26 protein-coding genes are annotated in these 26,744 nt (G+C 46.7%); 1 reads left to right on the forward strand and 25 read right to left on the reverse strand.

The features are described 5' to 3' along the window. Positions 1–58: 58 nt before the first annotated feature. The 7 genes from BUA14_RS15680 to BUA14_RS15710 form a co-directional block, all read right to left on the reverse strand. Positions 59–1,093: an AI-2E family transporter gene (locus tag BUA14_RS15680; protein WP_072773463.1), complete on the reverse strand. Its 1,035-nt coding sequence runs from the start codon at positions 1,091–1,093 to the stop codon at positions 59–61. Positions 1,094–1,511: 418 nt separating this feature from the next. Next, positions 1,512–1,706: a hypothetical protein gene (locus tag BUA14_RS15685; RefSeq protein WP_072773464.1), complete on the reverse strand. Its 195-nt coding sequence runs from the start codon at positions 1,704–1,706 to the stop codon at positions 1,512–1,514. Then, positions 1,703–2,197: a PRC-barrel domain-containing protein gene (locus BUA14_RS15690; RefSeq protein WP_072773465.1), complete on the reverse strand. Its 495-nt coding sequence runs from the start codon at positions 2,195–2,197 to the stop codon at positions 1,703–1,705. Before BUA14_RS15690 ends, BUA14_RS15685 begins: the two co-directional genes overlap by 4 nt. Positions 2,198–2,347: 150 nt before the next feature. Next, a complete protein-coding gene (mnmA, locus tag BUA14_RS15695) occupies positions 2,348–3,460 on the reverse strand; it encodes a tRNA 2-thiouridine(34) synthase MnmA (RefSeq protein ID WP_072773466.1) in 1,113 nt (370 codons plus the stop codon). Positions 3,461–3,471: 11 nt separating this feature from the next. Next, positions 3,472–3,846, reverse strand: coding sequence for a Fe-S cluster assembly scaffold protein NifU (gene nifU / locus BUA14_RS15700; protein WP_015944678.1), 375 nt, complete (start codon positions 3,844–3,846; stop codon positions 3,472–3,474). Positions 3,847–3,861: 15 nt separating this feature from the next. Next, positions 3,862–5,064 (reverse strand): cysteine desulfurase NifS, encoded by a 1,203-nt coding sequence (nifS, locus tag BUA14_RS15705; protein ID WP_072773467.1) that lies wholly within the window; start codon positions 5,062–5,064, stop codon positions 3,862–3,864. Between the two features lie 59 nt (positions 5,065–5,123). After that, positions 5,124–5,564 (reverse strand): RrF2 family transcriptional regulator, encoded by a 441-nt coding sequence (locus BUA14_RS15710; RefSeq protein ID WP_011460328.1) that lies wholly within the window; start codon positions 5,562–5,564, stop codon positions 5,124–5,126. A gap of 394 nt (positions 5,565–5,958) precedes the next feature. Between BUA14_RS15710 and BUA14_RS15715 the strand changes: the two genes are divergently transcribed. Further along, a complete protein-coding gene (locus BUA14_RS15715; RefSeq protein ID WP_072773468.1) occupies positions 5,959–7,272 on the forward strand; it encodes a replication-associated recombination protein A in 1,314 nt (437 codons plus the stop codon). A gap of 122 nt (positions 7,273–7,394) precedes the next feature. Here the strand turns inward: BUA14_RS15715 and trxA are convergent, their stop codons facing one another. From trxA to BUA14_RS15805, 18 genes are all read right to left on the reverse strand, one after another. Further along, entirely contained in the window at positions 7,395–7,724 is a 330-nt protein-coding gene (gene trxA, locus BUA14_RS15720; protein ID WP_011460330.1) for a thioredoxin, read from the reverse strand. 69 nt (positions 7,725–7,793) lie between these two features. Next, positions 7,794–8,072, reverse strand: coding sequence for a metal-sensitive transcriptional regulator (locus BUA14_RS15725; protein ID WP_011460331.1), 279 nt, complete (start codon positions 8,070–8,072; stop codon positions 7,794–7,796). 128 nt (positions 8,073–8,200) lie between these two features. Further along, complete coding sequence (gene aspS / locus BUA14_RS15730; RefSeq protein WP_072773469.1) at positions 8,201–9,979, reverse strand: aspartate--tRNA ligase; 1,779 nt, start codon at positions 9,977–9,979, stop codon at positions 8,201–8,203. Then, positions 9,979–11,253, reverse strand: coding sequence for a histidine--tRNA ligase (hisS, locus tag BUA14_RS15735; RefSeq protein ID WP_072773470.1), 1,275 nt, complete (start codon positions 11,251–11,253; stop codon positions 9,979–9,981). Before hisS ends, aspS begins: the two co-directional genes overlap by 1 nt. A gap of 990 nt (positions 11,254–12,243) precedes the next feature. Beyond that, on the reverse strand, positions 12,244–12,702 hold the full coding sequence (locus BUA14_RS15740) for a DIP1984 family protein (RefSeq protein ID WP_072773471.1): 459 nt from the start codon (positions 12,700–12,702) through the stop codon (positions 12,244–12,246). Between the two features lie 24 nt (positions 12,703–12,726). Next, entirely contained in the window at positions 12,727–13,851 is a 1,125-nt protein-coding gene (locus tag BUA14_RS15745) for a hypothetical protein (RefSeq protein WP_072773530.1), read from the reverse strand. Between the two features lie 83 nt (positions 13,852–13,934). Further along, complete coding sequence (locus BUA14_RS15750; protein WP_072773472.1) at positions 13,935–15,665, reverse strand: sensor histidine kinase; 1,731 nt, start codon at positions 15,663–15,665, stop codon at positions 13,935–13,937. Beyond that, a complete protein-coding gene (locus BUA14_RS15755; protein WP_072773473.1) occupies positions 15,662–16,342 on the reverse strand; it encodes a response regulator transcription factor in 681 nt (226 codons plus the stop codon). The genes BUA14_RS15750 and BUA14_RS15755 overlap by 4 nt, the downstream gene beginning before the upstream one ends. A 178-nt stretch (positions 16,343–16,520) precedes the next feature. Continuing rightward, on the reverse strand, positions 16,521–17,729 hold the full coding sequence (locus BUA14_RS15760; RefSeq protein WP_072773474.1) for an EAL and HDOD domain-containing protein: 1,209 nt from the start codon (positions 17,727–17,729) through the stop codon (positions 16,521–16,523). A 134-nt stretch (positions 17,730–17,863) separates the two neighbouring features. Next, positions 17,864–19,690 carry a MutS family DNA mismatch repair protein gene (locus BUA14_RS15765; protein WP_072773475.1) on the reverse strand — a complete coding sequence of 609 codons (1,827 nt, stop codon included), beginning with the start codon at positions 19,688–19,690 and terminating at the stop codon, positions 17,864–17,866. Between the two features lie 119 nt (positions 19,691–19,809). Beyond that, entirely contained in the window at positions 19,810–20,226 is a 417-nt protein-coding gene (locus BUA14_RS15770) for a VOC family protein (protein WP_072773476.1), read from the reverse strand. Positions 20,227–20,394: 168 nt separating this feature from the next. Then, positions 20,395–21,714 carry a DUF4179 domain-containing protein gene (locus BUA14_RS15775; RefSeq protein WP_072773477.1) on the reverse strand — a complete coding sequence of 440 codons (1,320 nt, stop codon included), beginning with the start codon at positions 21,712–21,714 and terminating at the stop codon, positions 20,395–20,397. Next, the gene (locus tag BUA14_RS15780) at positions 21,711–22,235 is read right to left on the reverse strand and encodes an RNA polymerase sigma factor (protein WP_072773478.1); all 525 of its coding nucleotides are present in this window, start codon (positions 22,233–22,235) and stop codon (positions 21,711–21,713) included. The genes BUA14_RS15775 and BUA14_RS15780 overlap by 4 nt, the downstream gene beginning before the upstream one ends. Positions 22,236–22,666: 431 nt before the next feature. Further along, entirely contained in the window at positions 22,667–22,975 is a 309-nt protein-coding gene (locus BUA14_RS15785) for a nucleotidyltransferase family protein (protein ID WP_072773479.1), read from the reverse strand. Between the two features lie 186 nt (positions 22,976–23,161). Next, complete coding sequence (locus BUA14_RS15790) at positions 23,162–23,677, reverse strand: phosphatase PAP2 family protein (protein ID WP_072773480.1); 516 nt, start codon at positions 23,675–23,677, stop codon at positions 23,162–23,164. Positions 23,678–23,986: 309 nt separating this feature from the next. After that, positions 23,987–24,568: a zinc dependent phospholipase C family protein gene (locus BUA14_RS15795; protein ID WP_072773481.1), complete on the reverse strand. Its 582-nt coding sequence runs from the start codon at positions 24,566–24,568 to the stop codon at positions 23,987–23,989. A gap of 110 nt (positions 24,569–24,678) precedes the next feature. After that, positions 24,679–26,004: a PhoH family protein gene (locus tag BUA14_RS15800; protein WP_072773482.1), complete on the reverse strand. Its 1,326-nt coding sequence runs from the start codon at positions 26,002–26,004 to the stop codon at positions 24,679–24,681. A 64-nt stretch (positions 26,005–26,068) separates the two neighbouring features. Then, positions 26,069–26,542: a ribonuclease H-like YkuK family protein gene (locus BUA14_RS15805; RefSeq protein ID WP_072773483.1), complete on the reverse strand. Its 474-nt coding sequence runs from the start codon at positions 26,540–26,542 to the stop codon at positions 26,069–26,071. Between the last annotated feature and the right edge of the window lie 202 nt (positions 26,543–26,744).

A 26,744-nucleotide genomic window follows, 5' to 3' on the forward strand; every position in this document is an offset into this window, starting at 1 on the left:
AATCTGATACAGGGAGGTTTTGATTTCAGTTCGTTAATTTTACCCTTGAGTAAGCCCCTCATTTCATCTCCGGCGATACCAGCCAGAAGTAGATATGCCGGATGATCACCCGCAGCACTGCGGCAAAAGGCACCGAAAACAGCATCCCCCAAAAGCCGGCGATTTCTCCACCTGCCAGGAGGGCAAAGATAATCCACAAAGGATGCAGTCCAACACTGTCTCCCATGAGCTTCGGTGAGATAATGCTGCTTTCAAGCTGCTGGACGATTAGGATGACTATGGCAACTTTTAAGGCCATCATGGGGGATTGAATCAGTCCCAGAAGCACCGAAGGAACAGCGCCGATCAAAGGGCCAAAATAAGGAATCAGATCAAAGACTCCGCAAATCACCCCGATCAGTAAGGCATAATCCATGCCTACCAGCTTTACTCCTACACCGGTGAGAATCCCAACGATCAAGGCCACGATAACATTGCCCCGGATAAAGCTACGGACAATATGGCTGATATCCTGAACCACTCTTTGCCAAGCTACCCGCTTGCGCTGAGGGACTAACCTTAAAAATCCTGCCTGGAGACGGTGCCAATCAGCCAATAAATAGATGGCAATGACCGGAGAGAGGATAAAAAGGCTCATGGAAGTCAAGGCTTTAGGCAAATTATCCAAAAATTCTTCCAACCAATGGAGCAGGAAGGACTCTCCTTCACCCAAATGTTCATCCAAGACATTGACCACCTGATGGGGAAGCCCGGTGGCTCTGAAGTTGGCTCGAAAATCCTGAATGGCCAGTTCCATGGTCCGGACGGTCTCCGGCAGCACCTGAGACAGTTTGGACAGTTCTATGTAAAGCTTAGGAATAACGATGAAGATGAGCAAAGCGAGGCTCAGAAGGATTCCGACAAACACAAAAGCAATGGATATTTTCCTCCCCACCCCCCGTCTCACTAAAGCTTCTACGACAGGAGCCAATAAATAGGCCAGGACAAAAGCCAGCATAAACGGGCTTAAGATAGGGCGCACCGAAAGAATCAGGAGCAAACCTAACAAAACAATAATGATGAGAAAAATCCAGCGCCATTTTTCTTTCTTCATAGTCTCCTCCAAGCCTCTTTTGAACTTGTCTTCCCCCATTCCAAGAGGTTTTATACCTACGCAAAGGCACTGCTATCCATTTCACATGCTTACATTGAGGGTCCATCTGGCAATTTACTCCCAAATTCGTAATCGATTCCGAATTTGGGGTGAGTCTGACAATGCAAGAAGAGCGTAAGCCGGCATGCCATCCGTTCTTACGCTCTTATCTTTCCCTGAAACATTTTACATGAATTTCTTGCATTTGACACTTTGGAGAGAGACTAGAATTTCATCATCTTCATACCCTTACGCATCATAGACGCAGCTTTATTCTTTGGACGCATCATATAACCAACGGTCATACCTAGGATACTGCCTGCTACGATTCCTCCAATAACTTGTCCTGACCTCAAGGTATATCCCTCCTTATTTTCTTTTACTCCAATGCAGCCTCACTGAGTTCTTCACCGATTGCCGGGTCATTCCACGCAACTAAGGAACCGTCTTCAGCCAAATCGTAGATGACGACTTTGTCCATAGCGCTGGTGAATTCCACGCAGCAATCCCAGCAATAAAACTGACCCACTCCGACTTTACCGATAGCACGACCACCACATACTGGACAATTCATGATAGTGAACCCCCTTCATTTCCCTGGTCCCAGGGGGATACCTGGTCTTCAACGATTAAGACATCTTTCCCATCTACCATTACGTCCGCTTGCAGAATCGCGCCGCGGCCATCTAAAAGATCGGAAAAAAGGCCGTCCGAAACCTCGAAACCCACAATGTTCTCTGCTGAATCATCAAGAAAGACATCCTCAATCGTGCCCTTTGCTTCCCCGCCTTGGGTAAAAACTTGATTGCCAACTTTTTGTGACCATTTAACCCCTTGAAGTCTTTGAACCACATGGTCTCTTACAGTTAAGGCGTCTTTACCAACAGCAGCTACAACTTCCCGCGGCAAGCCCTTTTCGGAGTGAAAAATGTGAGCGTTTTCCAAGAGAATACCGCTAATCTTCCTGCTGCTTTCATCGAAAACCACATCCTTTACCCAACCAATCTGGTTTCCATTTTTCAAACATAATACAGGTAAACCAACGATTTCCCGTGTTCGTCGCATTCTTCCCCTCCCTTTCAAAAAACTTTATGGTTCTATGCTACTTTGCCCATTTTTCATCCTATTCATTCACAAATTTTTGTGAACATGAATCGAGAGAATACGGCGTTCTTTATTAAAAATACCGTTGAATAACGGTACTGTCCCTGTTATTCACGTGATGATTTTGCCGCCGCCCACGACGAGCTCCCCTTGGTAGAAGACTACGGCTTGCCCTGGAGTAATAGCCCGTTGCGGAGTGGTGAATTCTACCCGCACTACAGGGCCGATGGCTCCGGGCAATGTTTCAGAATCCTTGAGGGGGATAATTTTCGCTTCAGCGAGAGGCGCCTTGTAACGAATTTTCGCTTGGACTGTCAAGGGCCCCTCCAGCCCGGTAATAGCTATCCAATTTAAATCTGTGGCCAACAGAGTATGTGCATATACTTCTTGATCCTCACCTAAGATCACTTCATTGCCTTCCACATTAAAGCCGAGGACAAACATGGGTTTACCGAAAGTTACCCCCAGACCTTTCCGTTGACCGACGGTATAGTTGATCAGGCCTTGGTGCCGCCCCAGAATATTCCCTTGCCGATCAACAAAATTCCCCGGCTTAATCTTCTCCGGAGACCGCTCACGAATGAAAGAGACATAATCATCATCGGGGATAAAGCATATTTCCTGACTATCAGGCTTCCGGGAGACCCGGAGCAACCCCCGCTCAGCGGCCATCTCGCGAATCTGTTCTTTCTTATAATCCGCCAGGGGAAACAAGGTGTGCTTGAGCTGATCCTGAGTCAGGTTGTAAAGCATATAGGTCTGGTCCTTCCATGTATCCACCGGCCGGCTCATCAAGTAACGCCCGCTCTCCGGGTCCTGAAGGATTTTAGCATAATGGCCTGTGGCCAGATAATCGGCCCCCAAAGCCCGGGCTTTCCACAGAAACTCTCCCCAGCGTACAACCCGGTTGCACATGGTACAAGGATTAGGCGTTTCACCGCTGAGGTAGGCGTTGGTAAAATAATCGATGACATTTTCCTCAAAAATAGTGCGAAAGTTCAGGACATAATGAGGTATGCCCAATTGATGAGCTACCCGCCGGGCATCATCGATGGCTGTAATGGAACAGCACCCTCCTACATCATCCGGTCCCCCGGAGGGCATGGTTTGGAGGGTTATGCCAATGACCTCATACCCTTCTTCTTTAAGCAAAGCGGCGGCCATGGAACTATCCACACCGCCGCTCATGCCGACCACTACCTTTTTCTTTTCGGTAAGCGTCATTTCTTCATCCCTTATACCTTTAGAGTTTTCTCATGATAATTTTTAATGGCCTCGTGCAAGGCATCAGCAGCCAGATTGGAACAGTGCATCTTAGCCGGCGGAAGTCCGTCCAGAGCTTCAGCTACAGCAGCATTGGTAATTTTCAGAGCTTCTTCTATAGTCTTGCCTTTAACCATTTCCGTAACCATGCTGCTGGTGGCTACCGCAGCTCCGCAGCCAAAAGTCTTAAACTTAACGTCTTTAATGATATCGCCTTCAACATCCAAATAGATACGCATAATATCGCCGCATTTAGCGTTGCCTACTTCGCCGACACCGTTAGCATCTTCAATCTCACCCACATTGCGGGGATTCATAAAATGATCCATTACTTTTTCCGTATACATATCTCTTCACTCCTTCTATTGCGCTTTGGCGCGACTGCATTGACTATGTTTGGCTTGGTCATAGAGAGGGGACATCATCCGCAGCCGTTCGACAATTTTGGGTAATTGCTCCAGGACATAATCCACATCTTCTTCCGTGTTCTGAGCTCCGAAAGAGAACCGTAAGGAACCATGAGCAATCTCGTGGGACAGCCCCATAGCCAGCAAGACATGGGAAGGATCCAAAGATCCGGATGTGCAGGCGGAACCGCTGGAAGCAGCAATTCCCATCATGTCAAGGCTTAAAAGCAATGCTTCACCTTCAATAAATTGAATACTGACATTTAAGTTGCCGGGGAGCCGTTTCTCCCCTCCTTGGGGGCCATTCAACTTGACATAATCTATCTTTTCCATAATGCCCTTGAGAAGCTTATCTCTCAGCTTGGCTTCCCGGACAGCCTCTTCTTCCATCCGCTGGGCAGCCAACTCACAGGCTTTGCCAAAACCGATGATGCCAGGAGTATTCTCTGTGCCGGAGCGGCGTTTCTTCTCTTGGCCGCCGCCATAGATGCGGGGAATAATCCTGATACCTTTGCGGATGTAAAGAGCTCCTACCCCTTTGGGTCCGTAAATCTTGTGGCTGGATACGGTCATAAGATCCACGTTCATAGCCACCACATCAATCGGAATCTTGCCGAAAGATTGTACTGCATCCACATGGAAGATAATGCCTTTATCCCGGGCTAATTTTCCTATCTCAGCAATGGGCTGGATCGTTCCCACTTCATTATTGGCATGCATGATGGTAATCAAGATGGTATCGGGCCGGATAGCTTTTGCTACATCTTCAACTGCCACAAGTCCTTCTTCATCTACCGGAACGATGGTGAGTTCATAGCCATTCTTCTCTAAGAATTCACAGGCTTCCAGAACTCCATGGTGCTCAACTGCTGAAGTGATGATATGTTTCCCTTTTTTACTCTGAGCTTCAGTCACGCCAAAGATGGCAAGGTTATCTGCTTCCGTGCCGCCGCTGGTAAAGGTGATTTCCGTAGGCTGAGCACCCAAAAGCTTGGCAACAGACTCTCTGGCGTTCTCCAAGGCTACTTTGGCGTCTCGTCCAAAGCTGTGAACACTGGAGGGATTTCCATATTTCTCTGTGTAATAGGTCATCATAAGCTTGGCAACTTCAGGATCGACTGGAGTTGTGGCGCTATGGTCAAGATATACTCTGCGCATTTTAGTTCCTCCTAGTAAACTTGATTAATAAGTAGTCACTGATTAAACTGCAAGCTTTATTATCCAGGGTCTGCAATAGTACACATAGTTTGAGGATCTCTGACCAGATCAGCCAAGCTGATGGAGTCCAAAACATCTTCAATGGGATCACGAACCTTCTCGCGAATACTCCGTGTCACACAATAATCCGACTTCTGACAGCATTCAGGATCGCCATTGGCCTCGCACTCCACCGGCGCTATCGGTCCCTCTAAAACCCTGATGATATCACCAATTCTAATTTTTTCTGCTTTCTTACCTAAGACATATCCACCTTGTGCCCCTCGAATGCTTTTCACCAGCCCGGCCTTGCGCAGCCCGGAAATCAGCTGTTCGAGATAGTGCTCAGACAATCCCTGTCGATCAGCTATACTTTTTAGGGAGATTGGCCCTTCGCCCGAATTTAAAGCTAGATCAACCATGGCCGTGAGACCATAGCGGCCTTTCGTAGAAAGCTTCAAACCTCCCACTCCTTTTCACCCATTCTATCGTCCATTAAGTAATATGGAATATCGCTTTTCAAGGATATCTTACAAAAACACTCGGGATTTGTCAAGTCAATCCCGAGCAATTTGCTCAGATTTTTTTATAAAATATTATCAGTTTCCATTGCTTTGCTCGATTTACCTATATATTTCCATTTAGTGATCAGCAGATCTTATGCTATACCTCTTTTTTGATTATAATCAGTTGTAGAGGTTTGGCTATGTGCTGCTCATTCATCTTTCTTTAATTAAACCAGGAAACAAAGTATACTAAGGTTAGGTCAATCTGCTCCCTTTATTTAGTACATACCCAGAGACACATTGTTTTCAATGTTAATATAGAGTTCAGTTTCAGAAAGGATTGTTACGCATGGACTTATTTTCAGCTTCTTTTAACCCTCATCAAGTCGCTCCACTGGCCGAGCGGATGCGCCCCCGAACTCTTGATGACTATATCGGGCAATCGGAAATCATCGGCAAGGGGAAGCTTCTCCGCCGGGCTATCGAAGCGGATCGGGTCACTTCTCTCATTCTTTACGGCCCCCCGGGAACAGGTAAAACTTCCCTGGCCCAAGTCATCGCCAATACAACCTCCTCCGGCTTTGTGCGCATTAATGCCGTGGCTGCCGGTGTCAAAGAACTCCGGGAGATCATTCAGACGGCTACGGAGCAGCTGCATCTCTATGGCAAGAAAACCCTTGTCTTCTGTGATGAAGTTCATCGTTTTAATAAAGGCCAACAAGATGCCTTGCTCCCCGCCGTAGAGAACGGGACTATTACTTTTATCGGGGCGACCACCGAAAATCCTTTTTTCGAGCTTAACTCCGCTCTGTTAAGCCGTTCCACTCTCTTTCGCCTCCAGCCTCTCACGGCAGAGGATATTCGCAGCGGCTTGACACAAGCACTGGCCGATAAGGAACGGGGACTGGGAAATTACTCGGTAAGCATCGATCCGGAGGCCTGGGAGCATTGGCTTAATTTCGCCAACGGGGATCTGCGGCGGGCCTTGAACGCTTTGGAATTGGCCGTACTTACCACCCCTCCTGAACAGGGCGTGCGCCACATCACTTTGTCCGTAGCCGAAGAATCCATACAACAAAGAGCGATGCGTTTTGATAAAAATGGGGATAATCACTACGATATTATCTCAGCCTTTATCAAAAGTATGCGCGGCTCCGACCCCGATGCGGCTCTTTATTGGCTGGCAGTCCTGCTGGAATCGGGTGAAGATCCCCGTTTTATCGTGCGCCGGATTATCGTCCATGCTTCCGAAGATGTGGGCCTGGCGGATCCTATGGTAATGCTCCAGGCTCATGCGGCAGCCAATGCCCTGGAATGGGTGGGTCTTCCTGAGGCCAGAATCCCAATCGCCCAAGCCGTCCTGGCCATCACCACAGCACCTAAGAGCAACAGCACTATTATGGCCATCGACAGGGCCATGAACTATGTCCGCTCCCATCCCACCGGTCAGGTTCCTGAGCATCTGCGGGATGCTCATTATCCGGGATCCCAAAAATTAGGCCATGGTAAGAACTACCTTTATCCTCATGACTATCCCAGCCATTGGGTAGAGCAAGGGTATTTACCTGATGAGGTCCAGGGAGAGAATTTCTTTACTCCTTCCGGAACGGGACAGGACCGCGATAACCGCGGCAAACCTCAGGTTATTCCGCCCTCGGAATGACATGGAACTAAGCCTGATGATAACAAAAGCACAGCAAAGGAGTCTGATTAATACAAAAACGGTGCCGAATGGCACCGTTTTGATCTTCCTTACCCCAGTTACCCAAGGCAAGAATCCACTTATTAGGCATGTTTTTCAATCATTTTGACGAGGTCAGCCTTACCGCGGAACCCTACACTCTTATCCACCACTTGTCCGTTTTTAAAAACAGCTAAGGTGGGAATGCTCATCACCTGGTATTGTCCGGCAATGGCCGGTTCCTCATCCACATTAAGCTTGCCGATGATGACTTTTCCCGCCATTTCATCTGCCAGTTCCTCAATGATGGGAGCAACCATACGGCAGGGTCCACACCAAGCCGCCCAGAAATCTACCAATACGGCTTTGTCGGAACCCAAAACTTCTTCATTCCAATTTGCTGTTGTAAAGGTCTTAACATTTTCGCCTGCCATGAATATACCCTCCTCAAATTAGTTTGAATTATTCAGCTGCTATGCATTACATAATGGATTAACTATGAGCTACTTAATGAATTTCGCTAAAACGGCAATTAATTCATCGATGGATTCATCCTGATGGTTTTCTACTACAGCTTTTTGCAAACACTCCCGCGAATGGTTTTCAAAGATTAAAACGCCAACTTTATTAATGGCTGCGCGTACAGCTGCAACTTGAATTAGAATATCCACACAATATTTTTCATTATCCACCATGCGCTGAAGACCTTTAACCTGGCCCTCAATTTTCTTCAAACGACGGATAATATCTTCCTTTTGTGCTAAATCAGAGTTTTCCTGCACTACACGTTCCCCTCTCTGATACCCATAGGGGGTACATCCTTTATTATAAAACAGAGTCCCTTCCTTTGTCAAAGGTTTTGCTATTTAAAATTCAGATGGAATGTATTGTTCCATTTGATATCATTATATTATTTTGTTTTACCCGGCAGAATATCCCTTTTGATGTGCAATTCTTTCAATTGCTTTTCGTCAACGGAAGATGGAGCTTGAATCATGAGATCCGATGCACTTTGGGTCTTGGGGAAGGCGATCACATCCCGGATATTATCCTTGCCCGTTAAGAGCATGGTCAAACGGTCTAAGCCAAAGGCAATCCCACCATGAGGGGGCGTACCAAATTCAAAGGCATCCAGCAAGTAACCAAATTTAGCCTTAGCCTCCTCAGGGGTAAGACCTAACAGGTCAAACATCTGCTCCTGAACTTCTCTTTGATGGATACGGATGCTTCCTCCGCCCAATTCTGTTCCGTTAAGAACCATGTCATAAGCTTTAGCTCTGACTTTACCGGGTTCAGTTGGCAAGAGGGGCAAATCCTCGGTCATAGGCGAGGTGAAAGGATGGTGAATCGCTACAAAACGCTTATCTTCTTCATCCCACTCGAGAAGGGGGAATTCCGTAACCCATAAGAAATTCAAGGCGTCTTCAGGTATGAGTCCCAGCCGTTTTCCTAATTCCAGTCTTAAGTGTCCCAGGGCATCGGCGACGACAGCTTCCTTATCTGCTACAAAGAAGAGGATATCCCCTGTTTCTCCTTTCAGTTTGGCAATTAAGCCGTTAAGCTGTTCTTCGCTAAAGAATTTAGCAATGGGGGATTTGATTCCCTCTTCTGCTAAAACGATATAGGCCAGACCTTTGGCCCCATAGATGCTGACAAATTGAATCAAGCCATCCAACTCACGGCGGGGCATTCCTGCACAGCCTTTGGCGCAAAGGGCTTTGACCCGTCCGCCTTTGGCTAAGGTATCTGTAAAGACCTTGAAATTGGAATCCTTGACGCATTCCGCCACATCCACCATTTCCATACCAAAACGGATATCCGGTTTATCTGAGCCATACAGCTCCATGGCTTCTTGGTAGGTCATCCGTGGGAAGGGACGGGGAATATCACGGCCGATGGTCTCTTTAAAAATACGAGCCATCAGCTCTTCCATCATGGGCAGAATGTCTTCTACTTCGGCAAAAGACATCTCCACATCCAATTGGGTAAATTCCGGTTGACGATCGGCCCGCAAGTCTTCGTCACGGAAGCAGCGCACAATTTGGAAATACTTCTCCATACCGGAAACCATCAGAAGCTGCTTAAAAATCTGGGGAGATTGGGGTAAAGCATAGAATTCTCCGGGATGAACACGGCTGGGAACGAGATAGTCTCTGGCCCCCTCCGGTGAAGATTTAATCAGCATCGGGGTCTCAATTTCATAGAACCCCTGGCTGTCGAAGAAATTCCGCATGACTTGGGTAACCTGATGACGAATCTTAAAGACCTGCTGCATTTCCGGACGGCGCAGATCAAGGTAGCGGTATTTAAGGCGAATCATCTCATCCACATCCACATCATCCTGGATATAGAACGGCGGCGTTTTGGCTCCATTTAAGATAGTCAACGATTCAGCCACCACTTCGATTTCCCCGGTCTCCAGATTGGGGTTGGTCGCTCCTTCAGGACGCGGGCGCACTTTTCCTTTAATGGCTACCACATATTCTGAGCGCAGGCGTTCCGCGGCAGCAAAATCAGGCATATCAGGATTAAATACAACCTGTACAAAGCCTGAGCGATCGCGGAGGTCTACGAAGATAACTCCCCCATGGTCCCGGCGGCGCTGTACCCAGCCCAAAAGATGAATCACTGCTCCGGCATGGCTTAATCTCAAACTTCCTGATTCTGTTCGTTCAGCTAATAAGGTCATTAATTTCCATCCTCCTTATATCTCTTCCACACAACCTCTTCAAAGTCCTGAAGCGGTAATTCAACCTGTTCTCCCAGTCTGAGATCCCGTAGAATAATGATTCCTTTATGGAGTTCCTCTTCCCCGAGAATGGCAGCATAGTGGGCCTGTACCCGATCAGCTGCCTTAAGCTGGGCTTTGAGACTCCGGCCCAATAAGTCAATACCGGCAGGTATTCCCTGCTTCCGCAGACGGCTGACGATGGCGAAACCTTCCCTTTGGGCTTGGTCCCCTAAGGCCACCAGCATCACATAGTCTTTTCCTTCCACTTCCTGCTCTGCCTGAGCAAGCTTCCGGGCTGCCAGAACCCGCTCCATTCCCATGGCAAAACCGATACCAGGGGTCGGAGGCCCGCCTACTTCCTGGACAAGGCCGTCATAGCGGCCCCCTCCGCAGATGGCGCTTTGAGCGCCAATGTCCTCTACCAGAACTTCAAAAGCGGTCTTACGATAATAATCCAGCCCCCTCACCAGACGTGGATCGACTTTATAGACGACTTCAGCAGCACTCAGTAAGCTCTGAAGTTCCTTAAAATGCTCTGCGCATTCCTCACATAGAGTATCCAAGGTCGTAGGTGCTCCCTGGGTGATCTCCTGACACGTTGGGTTCTTACAGTCCAGTATCCGCAAAGGATTCTTTTCAAAGCGCGACTGACAATCTTTACAGAGCTGCTCTTGACGGGGAGCCAGGAATTCCTGAAGTTGCTTCTTATGTTCCGGACGGCAACTCGGGCAGCCGACGGAATTCACATGAACTTCCAATCCCTTCAGCCCTAAGCGGCTGTACAAATCCCACACCAGGGTAATGACCTCCGCATCCACCATGGGTTTATCCACTCCCAGAACCTCTACCCCAAACTGATGGAATTGCCGAAACCTTCCCGATTGAGGACGCTCATAACGGAACATGGGGCCAATGTAGTAGAGCTTTACGGGTTGAGGTCCGCCATGGAGCTTGTTCTCTACATAGGCACGACATACGGAGGCTGTCCCTTCCGGGCGCAGGGTAATGGAACGATCTCCTTTATCAAGAAAGGTGTACATTTCCTTATTGACGATATCTGTGGTTTCACCCACCCCTCGTTGAAACAACTCGGTGGCTTCAAAGATAGGGGTACGGATCTCCTGATAGCCATATTCCCTACAGATCTTCCGGATCTGTTCTTCAAGGTCCTGCCATTGTTCCACCACTCCGGGCAGTAGATCTTGTGTTCCTTTCGGACGTTGAATAGCCATAATTTGAAACTCCTTCCTGGAATCTATTGCAACTTATCTGTACGCTAAAGAAAACCCCGCAAGCACTGCTTGCGCACTTGTTGCTTCTGAAAGTGCAACAATAAAAAGCCCCCTCCCTTGCTGTAAAGCAAGGGACGAGAGCTCCCGTGGTGCCACCCTTATTGGCGGATTCTTTCGAGTTTCAATCTCTACTCCACTCCGCCCACTTTTACAGTCCATAACGAGACCAAACGCTTTCCTTTCCGTACTTGGGGTGTCCTCCTAAGCGTCTCCCAGGCTGGTTTCAGTCCAGGCCAGCCTTCCCTGCTGAGAGATGATGCACAGTCTCTTCCCAAGAATTCCTCAGAAATTTAAGATTCTTATATTATAATGCTCTATTTTTGGCCATTTGTCGATGATGTAAACCTGTTATATTACAATATCTTAACGAGAGAAGGAACATTTGTCAATGTGTTAAAACGGTTTTCTTATTACAGTTTATCCAAAGAAAGACCACGGTAGTCAAAGTCCCTGCCAAAGCTTTCACTATGAGCATCATATAAAGTGAAAATCATCTAAACGTTTGCATGTCCAAAGCACTTCCGGGAAAACCTAAACAACAAAGATAGGAGGTCATTGATTATGTCTGACAAACAAACGGACAGAACCCGCACCCATGCCCCCAATGCTGATGATAATACTCCCAGCCCCAACAAATCGGATCGCTGCATTGATAAAGCAACAAAGCAGAAATAAGATCGGAGCACTCCGATCTTATTTTTATATGTCTTTATTCCCCATACCCGCCCTCACTGAATTAGCAAATTAGTACGCGGTGGTTACAATAACAATAAGTTGTACCGGTGTCACATTACTGGGCTTAACTTGTTAAGCGTGGAGTCGAACCACCAGTATTGCCCCAATACTACCATCAACCCAACTCACCCAGTTGGCGGGTTTATACTCACCTTTGCCAAATCAGCTACCACTGAGATTATTCATTATAAATAATCATTCTATGAGATCAATAGTCCAGTTCATGCCCTGGATCCGGGTATCCAGTTCTCTGAATTCCCTCGACAATTGGTCCGCCTGCTTTTGGATCTCTGCTACATCAATGGTGCTGATAAACTTCACTTCGGAGCGGCTGAACCGGTCATGTTTGATAGAGGCATTCTCGGCAATGTGAGCAAGAATCCCCCTCTTATTAAGCAATAGATCCCTTTCCACCAAAGTATCGGCCAGGGTCCGCTTCTCATCAAAGCTCACCTGGCAATTGGTTCTGTTAATCCTTTGAATAAGTCCCGTTAACTCCTTGAAGATGGCGTCAATCTCACTTAACAACACCTGAGGATTCTCCGCCGGCTCTTCTCCCTCCTGAACCTTAACACAATGCTCCAGCCGGTTTCTCAGCTGTTGAATTCTTTTTTGATAATCGGCTCGTAGAATCAGTGCTTCTGCCAGTTTCATAGCTTATGGCCCCTTTCTCTTAAGCTAATAATCTATTAAGGCAAAGTCGATAGGATCTTCCACCTCTTTGATGGCTTTAATACTGTAGTCATTACTATCGCTATTGCTCCTTTGGAGCTTGATAAGATATTGATAGTTGAGTTTTCTACCCTCTTCCGGATACTCAAACAGATAATCCACTATAGCGTAATAGATGTCCGGATTTTCTTTATCTCTCAGCAATCGCTGCAGTTGAGGGTATTCTATTACCCCACCCAAGACGGCCACACTGTATTTCCCATTCACATATGTACCGATTGCACTGGCCCTGTGCTCTTTTACCGCAGAGTTAAAATACATTTTGCTTATATCATTCAGCACCGATTCCTCAAGGACGATATCTGCTCCCTTAACCACTCTATCCCCAAATGCGCTGGAATCAATGATGCCTAAAGCGAGGCTCTTGCAGGCGAAATTGATCATAATCTCATCTGTCAAAGCATCTTCCTCAAAAGGCACCATAATAGTTTTTGCCGTGGGACGCAAAAAGGTTTCCAAGTCAGCTTTCTCTTGTTCAGTCACCTCTACCCTTTCAGTAGCCAATGCTCTGACAAAGACAAATTCTCCTTCCGGTATTCCCCACATAGAGGGTTCAGACTCATCTCTGGTAATCTTGGCCACTATCTGATCCTCTTCAAATTTCAGCTCCATAGTTCCGGTATATTCCCAGGCAATATCTTCGTAAGCGGTGCGCAATATCCCCTCTTCAATGACACCTGAAAAGGATACCTCAGCCTGTCGATAACTGGGAGCTCCCTTTACACAATGGATGCTTCCTTGAATTTCACTCTGATTTACTTCGGCAATATGGATCCCTGTTGAGCCATAATACTCTATCAACGTTGTCATGCGATAGAGCTCTTCATCCTGGTCCACCTTGATTTTCCAATCTCCTCGGTACTTGGAATAATCGTTTAAATCTTCCTCATTGAAATCGGCTTGAGTCGAGTTCTTGAAACTGGCTCCTTGACCGTTTTGATCTTCTTGGCCAGGGGTGGTGCTCGCGGGATTGGTTACTGTCGTAATTCCTATCATGTTTTCAGTGTCATTGCATCCAACGGCCAAAAGCGCAAAGGCTAAGAGCAAGAGTGCCCCAAACAATCTTTTCACTTTTCTACCACCAAACATCCCTCCTATATAGGGATAGTTTACCAAGGTTCTTCTGTTTGCTCAAGTTCCTTGTTTCGCTTTCTTTACCATTCAAACCAGAAACACACCCCTGCCTCCGTATTTTCCGCCCCATATTGGAAACCATGAAGCTCCATGATTGAACGAACGATGGAAAGCCCAAGACCGGAGCCGCTGCCCGTTCTCGACTGATCCAGCTTATAATAGGCCTGCCAGATAAGGTCCAGCTCTTCCGCCGGAATGGGGAAGCCGGTATTGGTAACACTCCACCGTTCTTCCGTTATGCTTACCTGCACAGTACCACCCACCACTGTATGGGCAGCGGCATTACTGATGAGATTATCCAGGACCCGCTCCATAAGCTGCCTGTCCACCCTTACTTCGGCTGTACCGTCTACCGTTAAGGTGATTGCCTTTGCAGTAAAAACATCCTCATACCTCGACAGCATCTCCTCGGTAATTTCCCGTAAAGAAACCTCTTCTAAAGCAAGAATAACCCCGCCGCTCTCCATACGGGAGAGTTCCAGCATGTCTTTGACCATACGATCGCAACGCCGGACATTCTCCTGAATCCCTGCAGCATAATGCTCCCGCTTTTCCGTGTGGACATTTTCGGCCAGGTTCTCAGCATAACCGGATATAACAGCCAGAGGAGTCTTTAAATCATGAGCGATGGCATTGGTCATATTCCGGCGCTGTTGCTCCATCTCCTCACGGCTCCGGAAAGTTTTCCAGGTCTGGGTCGAAAGGATTCCGGCGGTAAAGCTGAAGATTAGAAAACAGCTTACCCAGACCGGAATAAGAATGGGCAGAGCTCCGGTCAAAATGTTAAACTCATTGGCGGTCAGGACCCAATAGTCACCGGTAGTGATGCCATCTTCCCGGAGTTTAGCCGTGCCTTTGTAAAGATAAGGGGTGATAAAACGGTAAATGAAGCCCTCCCTGACCTCAAGGGCCGGTGGCTGCGAAAACCCGAGGTTAGCCGCATTTTCAGGCGCATAAAGAACATGAAATGCCTCAATGGCTTCTTCAAAGACATGTTTATCGAGTAAGGCCTCCCGCAAGGCGAGCTGCCGCTCGTCGCTGCGGAGTCTCACTTTTCCGTCGGGATAGAAGACACTATTCCCCTGTATGGCTCCCTGTTCATAGTAGGGCAACTCACCGGCATCCACATAATCGGAGTGGTAGATCGGTTCTTCTAACCTTTCCCCGCTACCGGAAATAGCCTCTTCTTGCTCATTGAAGTCGTTCGCCAAGACTTTCGACACTCTGATCATATTCGGAATGACCTCGGCCCCGTCAAGCCAAAATCCCTCGATATGCAGCCAATAATACCAGGGATCCCCGGCCTTTACCGGATATACGCTATATAAATATTCCTCCATTTCCCCAATCTCCTCAGCACTGAACCACTTCTTAGGATCAAGCACAGCATAGCCGATATAGTGGGTATTCCCTTCCCGGTGGGAAGTATATTGGCAGGTCCAATACTCATTGGTGCTGGAGATCAGCCCCCCTTCCTTAGTGTAAACAGCGGCCTCATACCCCTGATAGTCAGTATAGGAATTAAGCGTCCGGCTGAGTTCTTCTCGGATAGCAGTCTTTTTATCCTCACTGTCCTGGTAATCGTTAATCGTACGCTCCACACCCACACCGATGGTCCTGGAACGCGCCATAAACTCTTCCTCAATTTTGTTTTTCTCCACGGATAAAACATAAACTGAAAAACCAATCATAAAAACCAGCCAAATCCCCATTAGCCAGCCAAACGTACGTAAATAGATGTTCTTTTTCATTTCCTCTCCTCCAGACGGTAGCCGCTTTTCACCACGGTTTTAATCTGTTCCGCCCCTGCTCCCAGGGTCTGCCGGAGCTTTTTGATATGGTTATCCACCACCCGGTCGCTCCCGGAAAAATCATACCCCCAGATCCTCACCAGTAAGGTCTCCCGGGTAACGATCTTCCCGGCGTTTTCCATCAGCAATTTCAAGAGGGCATATTCCTTGGGGGCCGGCTCAACTTCCCTTCCCTCCACAGAGACCGTCCCCCGGTAGGGATCGAGGCTTATTCTCCCCACGCTCATAACATCATCCCGTATCATACCCTTGGCACGTCGGATCAAAGAGTTGGCTTTGGCATAGAGTTCCGCCAGAGAAAAGGGTTTTACCATGTAGTCGTCACACCCAAGACCGTAACCGTGAAGTCTGTCCGCTTCCGCCTGGCGGGCCGTCAGGAACATTATGGGGACATCGCTATGTCGCCTGAGTTCCCGGCAGATGGTGAAGCCATCCACTTCCGGCAGCATAACATCCAGCAGCACCAGATCATAGTTTTTTTCCTGAGCATGGTACAACCCATCGGCTCCGTTGGCCGCACAGACCATTTCGATTTCACCGGTGCTTTTGGCGGTGAAATAATCCCCGATGATCTCTTGTAATTGCAGGTCGTCCTCCACCAAAAGGATCTTGATCATCCATCTTCCCTCCTCAGGTATAAGTGTAGCAAACCTATCTATCTTTTCTGTGTCCTTACTCGATAACGGACCATTAATATTAAAAACCAAAGCGATCTGCAATCAAAAGAACCCCCGCCCTTGCCCTAAGGCAAAAGGCGAAGGTTCTCTCCCCTTGATTCATATTTTGATCTTATTCCTATTGGTTCAGTTCATGTGCTTCCGCCAAAGCTTGCAAATAATACTGAGGAACACATTCTTCCTTGATACTGAACTTATTGAGCAATCGGTTTACTATAGACCAATTCCCTTGTTCATAAGCAACGATCAGCTCCAGCAGATAACGATACCCATTGGGTTGCCCTAAAAGAGCATTTTTCACCGGCGCTTCGATGGGAAGCTCTTGAAGAATCTCGGCCAGGGGACGATCCAGGCAGGCATCGATCAAGGAGAAAAGCCCTAATAAGAAAGCATTGGAACCCATACCCCCTAAGCCAACTTTCGCGGATAGTTTTTCGGCAAAACTGGCTCTGACATAGGATTGAATGGCAAGGGCATCGGGTTTTCCATCGGTGATTTTACCCATCACGATGACAGATGCCCATTTTTTCACCTCTTTAGGTCCTAATAGGGTTAAGGCTTGCTTAATGGAGGAGATCTGAGAGTTCAGACCAAAGGCGGAGGAATTAATAAATTTCAATAATTTATAGGTAAGGGAGATATCCGCCCTTATGATTTTTTCCAGTTTGTCTATGTCTACATCCGGAGAATTGACCTGCTGCAACAATCTCAAGTAGTTCAATTTATTTGAGGAAATATCTTTACCTTGAACAATATTCGGCTTGCTGAAGAAATACCCCTGAAACAATCCATAACCAAAATCCTTGGCCTTCTCATATTCCTCCAGAGTCTCTACTTTTTCAGCTAAGAAACGTATATTGAGTTCATTCAATCGTTTAATCAAAGCTTGCAATTCATAGCTCTGAGTGGCTTGAAAATCCACCTTAATAATGTCGGCCAGTTCAATCAAAGAGCGATAATCCGGCCGGAACACAAAATCATCCAAAGCGATTTGATAGCCCTTTTCCTTAAGACTCTTACAGGCTGCTACAACTTCCGGATCGGGATCCACATCTTCGAGGATCTCGATGACCACTTGGTTCTTGGGAAGCAAAGTGGCCATCCCTTCCCTGAGCAAATTAGCTGTGAAGTTGATGAAGGCAGGTTTGCCCATGGTCAGCTTATTAAAATCCATGAGAAAAAAACTGCTGGAGATCAGGGAGCTGGTGGCTGAGTCCCCATCACCGCTCTTAAAATAATTGTCCATGCTTTCCCTGAAAAGAAGTTCATAAGCGTGAATATGACCCTGGGAATCCAGGATTGGCTGACGAGCTACAAAAACATCCATGAGCTCCTCCATTTTAGCAGTAATATTCCTGCAATTATACCAAATATTCACTTATTCTAACTCTAAATCCTTAAATCCTTTATTTTTAGACTAACATTATGAAATTAACTCATTTACTATCAAAGCCCAGATTTTTAGTCATCTTTAATCTCAATTCCTGCCAGACGTATCAAGTATAAAGCATTGCGTGTGGTGGATATTCCCTCTCTGAGGGTATAATCAAAGTGGATCTCCTTATTTTGGTAGTACTCCCTGAAGTGGTAGTTTTTGATCCTGCCCTTGCTTTCCTTCTCCAGCTCGCCCAGCTCCAGGTCATGGGTCGATACCAGTCCCAATGCCCCTTTCTTCTGCAATTGCTGAATTAATGCGATGGCTCCTTGGTGACGATCATGGGAGTTCGTTCCCTTGAAAATCTCATCCAATAAGAAGAACACCGGTTCATTCCCTTCCGCTGCTTCCACAATTTGCTTAATCCGCAATATCTCGGCATAGAAGGAGGAAATGCTTTGCTCAAGATTATCGCTGACACGCATACAGGTCCATATCTCCACTATAGAGCAGCGGAACTTTTGGGCACACACCGGAGCACCCGTATAAGCAAGCAGAAGATTCGTCCCCACAGTACGTAAAAAAGTACTCTTACCTGACATGTTGGATCCAGTAATAAGAGCGATTCCCGAGGGTTCCCTTAGGGTAAAATCATTGGTCACCCGTTTACGGGTAAGAAGAGGATGGCCCATTTGGCGGGCAGCTATTCCCCGTTGTTGTTCATTGTCTTTCTCTACGATCTCAGGGACTACCCAATCCGGATTCTCGAAAGGTATGGTAGCCAGGCTGGATAATTCCTCAAATTTCGCTATAACCTCCAGCCAGCTACGCAAAAGGCCTCCGGATTTGCTCTTCCATTCCTCAAGAGCAATCATGCAATGATAATCCCAAAGCAAAAGAATATTGATAAAGATAAACATCGCATTGTCACGATTAGAGATCCGCTCCACTATCTTGGAGAGCTTCTGAATCTGCTTATAAGCAGATTGCCCTGCTTGGTCACGCAAAATGTTCTGAAGCTTCTGAAGTTCCTCGGAGCGGAACTTCTTTTTCTCAAGCTGCTTCAGCATATCGGCATAGGTCTTTAAACTGGCCTCATGCTTATACACCATGGCTAGAACCTTGGAACGCTCTTTATTATATAACTGGAGCAGCAGGATTTGGACAGCAACCAATAGTCCGGGAACCTGCCAGGGAACGGCACTCCCAAACACATAAAGGGCTCCCATGATGCAGGTTATGGCGGGAAGAACCGTTACGGCCAGCTTGAGAACAGGCTTTAAATAAGCTTCTTCTCTTTCCTTTGCCCAATGGATAAAGGGCTCCACGGCCTGAAATTGCTGGGAGGCAACGATCCCTTCTGTCTCAAAACGCTGACGCCATCCTAAATTTTGGGCCAGCTCCGCGATGGCTTCTTGACGCTTTAGTATTTCCTCATGGTTCTTAGCTGGAGTTTTGAGGACTTCGCTTAAAGCAATTCTCCCCAAGGGAGTTTGGGCAGAATTAATCCATTGAAAAATTGAAGCCTGTCCAAAAAGATCCAAATCAATAGCATAGGGATGTTTTTCCTCAATAAATTCCACCCCCTGCTCCTTAAACTTTACCCATTCTCCTTGCAACCGCTGGATGCCTTTCTGATTAAGGCTGGTGAGAATCTCCGCATAGCGCAATTGGGTGCGGACAGAGCGATGACGTGAAGCTAAGTACAGGAAAACTCCCAGGGTGAGAATCCCCACCACGATTCCTAAAACGCCACTGACTTTTAGATATAGTAAAACAGCGACAGAAAAGCCCAATAAGAAAGAAAACAATCGATAATTGCTTAACTGATTCGCTGTTTGCTTCTGTTTTTTACTTAAGTCTTCGTAGGCCTGTTTTCTTTTTTCGTAAATGATTTGCGGCTCCTTCTTCACACTATGCCTCCCCGTCTTTTTCCAAAAGGAATTTTCATAGTCATTATATCATTATCAGGTGGAAAAAGGATCCTCCTTGACCTAAAGTCTCAGACGATCCTTGATCTTTGATCAGCAGACTACTTTTTACAATGAAGCTGCCAATGAACGCCGAACTTATCTGTAAATTTCGCATAGAGAGGGCTGAAGAAAGTTTCCTGGAGATCCATCTCGACTTCTCCTTCTTGGGATAGAGCGGTGAAGATCCTGCGAGTCTCTTCTGCAGTAGGCAATTCCAGGGCAAAGGAAATAGCATTCCCTTGGCTAAAGGGGGCGCCGGGAAAATTATCTGCGAACCGGATCACATGCCCTTCTTTTCTGAGTTCGGCATGCAGGACCAGGTTTTGGATATCCTCATTGATAGGGAAATCCGGATTAGCCGGGGCATCTTTATAGTGGAGAATTTGTGCTTCTCCACCTATTGCCGATTGATAGAACTTCACCGCTTCTTCGCAATTGCCGTTAAAGTTGATATAGGGAATTAACCAATCACTCATTGCCAAACCTTCTTCCATAAAGATTTTTTACTGAACAAAAAGAGACATCCATGAGGAGTTCCACCCATAGTATGCCTCTATAATTACCAATTTACAATAATCAATTAACCTGCCCAGTCATTGCTGGACAATCGACTCATACGTTTTTTATCCTGGCTGCGAATTCATTTAGTCTAAGGGAATATCGATCACTTTATTGTAGCTCTTGCTATAGGTCATCCGCCTGACATCCAGTTGGAGATCCTTCCCCGTTCCCAAAAAGCGCAGAGTTCTTTGATGCTTAATCGTACCGTCTAAGCTTTTTTGATAGTCATCATTGATGGTTTCTTCTAAAGCAATCTCCTGCCCATCGGCCAGGAGATAGACTTTAGTCAGAACCACACTCTCTTCACTGGTTAAGGTGAGCAAAGTCTCTCCATGGGTTTCCTCAAGCTTATTAATCTCTACCTGCTGTCCGAGCATATCCAGGACTTGAGGCTTCTCCTCCCTGTTTAAACTATACTGCTGATTCACATCTTGATCCGCACTAAAGCTCACCAATTCCAGCTTTAGCTCCTGCAAAGAGGCAGGCAGAGCATCAAAATTAGTATGGAAGGTGATGCCTTTCATATCTGTACTCAGCCCTCTCCCTTTGACTTCTATCGCTTCGCCATTGGCAATTAAGCGGAGATTGATATCCGTTGGCCTAAAGCGTTCACCACTAAGGGTATCCATGGCTAAACTCAAAATGTTCTGGGCGGATCCCTTAATCACCGTCCGGGTAGGGGAAGCCACAATGGACTGAAGTATTAGTTCCGTTTGATCCACAACAATGGTTTGATTAAGCTCTTTCTTTAAAGTGTGTCCCATAGCCGTATTGCGGTCCAAGGAAAAGGTGATTTCAGCAGGAGTACTTACTCCTTGTCCATTGAGAGCAAAATTAAGGGTAAGTTTTCTTGCCAATAGAGACGGCGGTTCAAAGCTGGCGATATAGTTTACCTCCGACTCCTCTTCGTTGATTCTCCCTTGGGAACTTATACACCGGCTCTCTCCGAATAAGTTCTGCAAAGACATAAAGGGAGATAAGGCATTGGTTACATCTCCTGCAGGAGCTTTTACCGTATAGAAAAGGAGAAGTTGGTTTTCGTCCAGCATCACATAATCCACCGTTAAGGACACCCCATTAGAAAAGGTATGGCTTTTACCGATCAGCTGTCCCTTGCCCAGCTCATTCAGTTCCCTTAGGGTTCCGTCCATGACCTGATCATAGCCGAAAAGCTGCTTGCCGTAGGAGGCTATGACATTATAATTAAAGCCGATGAGAAGAGCGAGAACGAGAACCAGCGCGATCTTGAACTGTCTGGCATGACGTTGATAAAAGGACAGAGGCTTTGGCTTTGGTTCCGCCTTTTCCAATGCATTGCGCAGTCTCATCTCCAGTTCATCGGGCACTTGGATACGGTCCATTTGAGCCTTGCCCTCCTCGAACAATTCTTCAACATTCTTCATACCTGCTCCACCTCCATCCTTTGTTTTAGCTTTTGCAATCCGGTGTGCATTCTTGATTTCACCGTACCCAGAGGGATTTTCAATAGATCGGCGATCGTTTGATAATCCATATCCAGTAAAAACCGCAGCCTTAGAACCTCCTGATAGTGTAAGTTCAATGAGGCCAAATGGGCTTCAAAGGCCATCCGCTCTTCGTATACACCAAAGGCTTCTTCATAGGTTTCTTCAGGCAGCTCCTGGAGCAGGATGACTTTGTTCTTCTTCCGCAAATTCTGCTTGCAGCAATTGACTAAAATCGTTTTGCTCCAGTTAAAAAAAGCTTCGGCATTTTTAAGCGTCCTGATATTTTCAAACACTTTCAGAATCATATCTTCCAGCGCATCCAAGGAATCTTCCTGATTCTTCATATAAACATAAGCCAGGCGATAATAGTCCTCCTTCTGACTCATGATCAATTGAATCAAGGCTTCTTTATCGCCGTTTTGGGCCTGTTTCACCCTGTTCATAACCTCTTGTTCCACTCTGCCACCTCTCTTTCTATAGATAAGAGTATTTACCCAGGCAAAAAGTTCGCATACGCTAAAGAAAACCCGGCTTCGCCGTGCCTTCTAATCACGCATCCAGAAAGGCGAAGTCGTTGGTTGCCCTTATACTGGAGGAAAGTATGCAACGAAGTTATACTTTCTGAAAGTGTAAAGAAAACCCGGCTTCGCCGAGCTTAATTTTCACACCCTACAAAAGGCGAAGTCGCTGGTTGCCCTTATGCTTAGAAAATATATAGCGCAAGCTTATACCTCCTGATAGTGCATATGAAAAACAACCCCTGCCCTGAATGATTCAGGGCAGGGTTGTCTGGCAGTTTATATAAGGCTGTTTATCTCTCCTCACTCATGTATTTGCCGTTCGTCTTTCCAATTCACTAAGCCACAAACGCATAAGTACAGCATGAGGTTTAATCGCTCCACACTATCCCCTCCTTATGGACTTTCTCAAGGAAAATCGGATCCGCATGAACCAGATTAATAATATCCACTCGGTAAGGAATCGTTGACTCCTCCACAAGATCGCGAAGTTGCGCAAAGAACTCCGGTCCGGGTGAAGCAGGATGAAAAATCCCGATATCTATATCTGAACTCCTTTTTTCAGTTCCTCGTGCCCAAGAACCCAATAGATAAACTTTGGCGCGCCGATCGCTAATAGCCGGGAGCAATAACTTCTTGAGATCTGTCAGCACTTCGCGGGTATTTGGATCAGCAGCCATCGGTTTCCACTCCTCATCATCAAACATTACATATAACAAGTTTATTATGCCATATATAACCAGATATGCAAAGTCTGCAGAGAAAACAGCTTAACTATCATTTTGTTGCTGCCTCCAAGAACAGGCAGCCCCAAGGCTGCCTGTCCAATCATAATTCTGATACATCCATCTGAAACCAAACAACTTCTATCCCATCAACAGCGCCGTTATCGTCCCCAAACCTGCACCGATCATAATGTCCGACGGATAATGCATGCCCAGATAAACTCTGGAGAAGGCAACAACTGAGGCAAAACCATAGAAAAAAATCAATAAGGATGGAACTGCCAAGGCCAGCACAGTGGCCATACAGAATATGGCGGTGGAATGTCCGGAGGGAAAGGAGGCATCTTTGAGAGGCTTGGTTCGAGTCAATACTCCGTCCAGGACCTGATAGGGACGGCGCCGGCGAACAAAGCGCTTGAGAATATTGGCAAGCAGATGACTTATAATCAGGCTGGACGCCAAATGAACACCGGTCTGATGCCAAAAGGGCGTTTTGCTCAAAAGCAGGAACAATGAACACAAAACACTGGCGGTGACTCCCCCCGCGTGGGTGATCTTAGGCATCAGCCAATCACAAAAAGAGGAACGCAGCACATGATTAATCCAATAGAAAGTGAAAAGCTCTCCCCCGCGCAATCGTTCAGTGACTCTATACACTATTATCCCTCCTATGCTCATCATTTATTTTATAGCTCTTTTGTAAATTGATCACGGACGCATTCTAAAGCTTCCGTAAATCTTTCTGAGCCCGCTGAACAAAACATAATTTAACCTTAATCTTACATAGCATTCATTAGAAGTTAATACTTCTATGTTAACCTTTTAATTGACAGCATTCTTCTACATTCTTCTTCCTACCTTTACTATAGATGGGAGCGAATCCGCTCTCGTCCTTGCAACCGCTTGCCTGAAGCGGTTATTTTTTTATGGTTGCCAATGAGTGGCTGCAAAAAAAGCTCCTGAAAATCAGGAGCTCTCCGGCAGGTTTTTGAGCATCATCAAGGGCTTGGCTACGGGAAGCAGTGCCTGAGTAACAAGCAGGTCGGTAATGCTCAGCGATGCGGCATAGATATAATGAATGTCTCTTTCCAGGCTCGGTTGACCGGAGAGATAATCTTGGCGGTAGCCGGTGAGCAGGTCATAGGGATCGTCATAATTTAAGCACTGAATTTCGCGGAACGATTCAAAGTGACGGAAGGCCAAGTCCAGCTTTAGCTCGTAGATCAGATGTTCCCACATATTTTCCCTCAGGTTGGGCAGGTTATGGGCGCTGCAGAAAAAATCGGCTGTGAAATGGAGGATTACCCCCAGCTTATCGCTGAAATTCCGGATGGAGCGTTTCTTTTGCTCCCCCAGCAGCTGAGCCACCTCCGCAAGCCAGGTGCTGGAACAGCTCTCATAATAATGAGATCCTTCCCAATATTTGGGCAGCAGGTCAGGTTTGATGCTGCCATACTGAAGCTGGTCAAGCTGCAAAGATACCTTATACTTTTCCTTGATATAACTATGAATTGACTTAGCCATGAAATAATGGGTTCGTATCCACATATTACCCCCAACACTATCTCTATTTTCTAATCATAGGTTACCTGAGGATTATTAAGATAAGGGGAGTACTTGGTAAAGTTCAGATAAAAGTTTTGTTAAAATTCAAGTCATTACAACAGTTCAGCCGTCCGGGTGGCCAGTTCACTGCGTTCCCCTTTAACTAAAACAACCTGACCATAGAAAGCCTGGCCTTTCAGACGGGAAGCCACATAAGCCAAACCATTGCTTTCCTTATCCAGATAGGGGTGATCGATTTGATCCGGATCACCGCAGAGTACGATTTTAGTTCCTTCTCCAGCCCGGGTAATGATGGTTTTGAGTTCATGAGCATTCAGATTCTGTGCCTCATCGATGATGATCAGCTGGTTGGCGATGCTGCGTCCCCGAATATAAGTGAGAACCTCGATCTCCAACTGGTCTTTTTTCCTGAGCATGTCAATGGCACTGTCTACTATAAAATCATCGTTCTTATCCCGCTGTTTGCTCATTTTGGGACGCAGTAAAAATTCAAGGTTGTCGTAGATTGGCTGCATATAGGGACGCACTTTATCTTCTTTCAGTCCGGGAAGATAGCCGATATCCTTACCCAAGGGAACAATGGGCCGGGCGCAGAGAATCCGTGTATAGAGTTCCTGATGAAGGGTCTGTTCCAGAGCGCTGGCTAAAGCAAGCAAGGTCTTGCCTGTACCGGCCGGTCCCATCAGATTGACCAGCTTAATTTCCGGATCGTTGAGCATATTCAGCGCCCAGATCTGCTCGATGTTTTTGGGAAAAATGCCCCAGGAACTACCGTTACGCTTATAGATATTGACCAGTTTGGTTCCGTCTTTGGCGACCAAGAGCGGAATCTCCATCTGATCGGTGAGAACTCCTTTAACGCAGCTATTGGGCACTTTCTTGTCCGCCAGGGGAAGCGAGCCTTTCTCATAAAGCTCGGCCGCTTCATCATCCTTAAGATTTATGACCATAACCTCTTCATCTAAAGGAGTAAGATTCTTTTTATCATTATAGAAATCCTCGGTCTGGATGGACAGGGCATCCGCCTTGACACGCATCGTGATGTCCTTCGTAACCAGGATAACCGGGCGTTCATCTTCATTGGCCAGATTAAGGGTCACGGCGAGAATCCGGTTATCTGGCAGGGAAAGATCGGAGAGGAGAGGCAGAATCGTTCCTGAAGAATGGTTCAGCTCAATTCTCAGTTTTCCTCTCCCTGGCAGAGCAACTCCCTGGGAAAGCTGTCCCCCTTCGCGCAATTGATCCAAATAACGGATGACCTGACGGGCCAGGCGCCCAACATCGTCCAGCAATCTTTTTTTATGCTCCAGTTCTTCCAGAACGGCATAGGGGATAACCACCTCGTTGTCTTCAAAGCAAAAAATCGCCTTGGGGTCATGGAGCAAAACGCTGGTATCCAATACAAATACTTTCTTCATATTATCCTTCCTCCCGCCTTACCGATTTTGATGTCAGGATTTATATGGAGTTGCTGGACTCTGTTTATTTGGAGAGCCTGTTGGCCACACTGGAAGCCATATACGAGTTGGGCTTAACCTCGCAGAGAAAGCCGCAGGACTTGACCCAGCCCACCACTTCATCCATAAACTGGGCGGTAGGGCCGTTGTAGCCTACATCCACATGGACGGCAATAGCGCAGAAGATGTTATCCTTCGCAAAGCGTTCCTGGAGCTTTTGAGCATACTCCAAACTCAGACCGGTCTCAAAGAGAATCTTCTGTTTGGTGTTGGTTATTTTCCTGACCTTTCTGATCTCTGAGAAGAAAATCCCGCCCCGGCCCACACCGTTGATGAACTTGTGCACCCCGATGGTGATCGGGACTTTCGTATAGGAGAAATTTTGACTGTCCGTCCCAACGGCAAGCTTGTATTGGATTTTGCTGCCGTGAGCCGTATAATTTCTGATCAGCTGATACATTTCCTCAAAGGTCACCTCTCCGTAAGTGATGCTGTACATAATCGCCCTCCTCACCGACTTGATCTGCGTGTTGCCCTATAAAAAATGAAAGCGAGTCCTAACTGCCGTCAGGAGACCCGCTTTCATTCTTTATAATAATGATACCGATACCAGGACATGGAGGCCCGGCCCTGTGAACATCTTTCTACAGACGCCCGCCTTAATTCTCTGTATCTGCTCTCTTGCCTGTCATGAAGCATAA

Source organism: Desulfitobacterium chlororespirans DSM 11544, from assembly GCF_900143285.1.
GTDB lineage: Bacteria > Bacillota > Desulfitobacteriia > Desulfitobacteriales > Desulfitobacteriaceae > Desulfitobacterium > Desulfitobacterium chlororespirans.

Coding starts and splice junctions, on each gene's coding strand:
- BUA14_RS15680 (WP_072773463.1), bottom strand. CDS start 1,093: ATGAAGAAAGAAAAATGGCGCTGGATTTTTCTCATCATTATTGTTTTG.
- BUA14_RS15685 (WP_072773464.1), bottom strand. CDS start 1,706: ATGAATTGTCCAGTATGTGGTGGTCGTGCTATCGGTAAAGTCGGAGTG.
- BUA14_RS15690 (WP_072773465.1), bottom strand. CDS start 2,197: ATGCGACGAACACGGGAAATCGTTGGTTTACCTGTATTATGTTTGAAA.
- mnmA (WP_072773466.1), bottom strand. CDS start 3,460: ATGACGCTTACCGAAAAGAAAAAGGTAGTGGTCGGCATGAGCGGCGGT.
- nifU (WP_015944678.1), bottom strand. CDS start 3,846: ATGTATACGGAAAAAGTAATGGATCATTTTATGAATCCCCGCAATGTG.
- nifS (WP_072773467.1), bottom strand. CDS start 5,064: ATGCGCAGAGTATATCTTGACCATAGCGCCACAACTCCAGTCGATCCT.
- BUA14_RS15715 (WP_072773468.1), top strand. CDS start 5,959: ATGGACTTATTTTCAGCTTCTTTTAACCCTCATCAAGTCGCTCCACTG.
- trxA (WP_011460330.1), bottom strand. CDS start 7,724: ATGGCAGGCGAAAATGTTAAGACCTTTACAACAGCAAATTGGAATGAA.
- aspS (WP_072773469.1), bottom strand. CDS start 9,979: ATGACCTTATTAGCTGAACGAACAGAATCAGGAAGTTTGAGATTAAGC.
- hisS (WP_072773470.1), bottom strand. CDS start 11,253: ATGGCTATTCAACGTCCGAAAGGAACACAAGATCTACTGCCCGGAGTG.
- BUA14_RS15740 (WP_072773471.1), bottom strand. CDS start 12,702: ATGAAACTGGCAGAAGCACTGATTCTACGAGCCGATTATCAAAAAAGA.
- BUA14_RS15750 (WP_072773472.1), bottom strand. CDS start 15,665: ATGAAAAAGAACATCTATTTACGTACGTTTGGCTGGCTAATGGGGATT.
- BUA14_RS15755 (WP_072773473.1), bottom strand. CDS start 16,342: ATGATCAAGATCCTTTTGGTGGAGGACGACCTGCAATTACAAGAGATC.
- BUA14_RS15760 (WP_072773474.1), bottom strand. CDS start 17,729: ATGGATGTTTTTGTAGCTCGTCAGCCAATCCTGGATTCCCAGGGTCAT.
- BUA14_RS15770 (WP_072773476.1), bottom strand. CDS start 20,226: ATGAGTGATTGGTTAATTCCCTATATCAACTTTAACGGCAATTGCGAA.
- BUA14_RS15775 (WP_072773477.1), bottom strand. CDS start 21,714: ATGAAGAATGTTGAAGAATTGTTCGAGGAGGGCAAGGCTCAAATGGAC.
- BUA14_RS15785 (WP_072773479.1), bottom strand. CDS start 22,975: ATGGCTGCTGATCCAAATACCCGCGAAGTGCTGACAGATCTCAAGAAG.
- BUA14_RS15795 (WP_072773481.1), bottom strand. CDS start 24,568: ATGTGGATACGAACCCATTATTTCATGGCTAAGTCAATTCATAGTTAT.
- BUA14_RS15800 (WP_072773482.1), bottom strand. CDS start 26,004: ATGAAGAAAGTATTTGTATTGGATACCAGCGTTTTGCTCCATGACCCC.
- BUA14_RS15805 (WP_072773483.1), bottom strand. CDS start 26,542: ATGTACAGCATCACTTACGGAGAGGTGACCTTTGAGGAAATGTATCAG.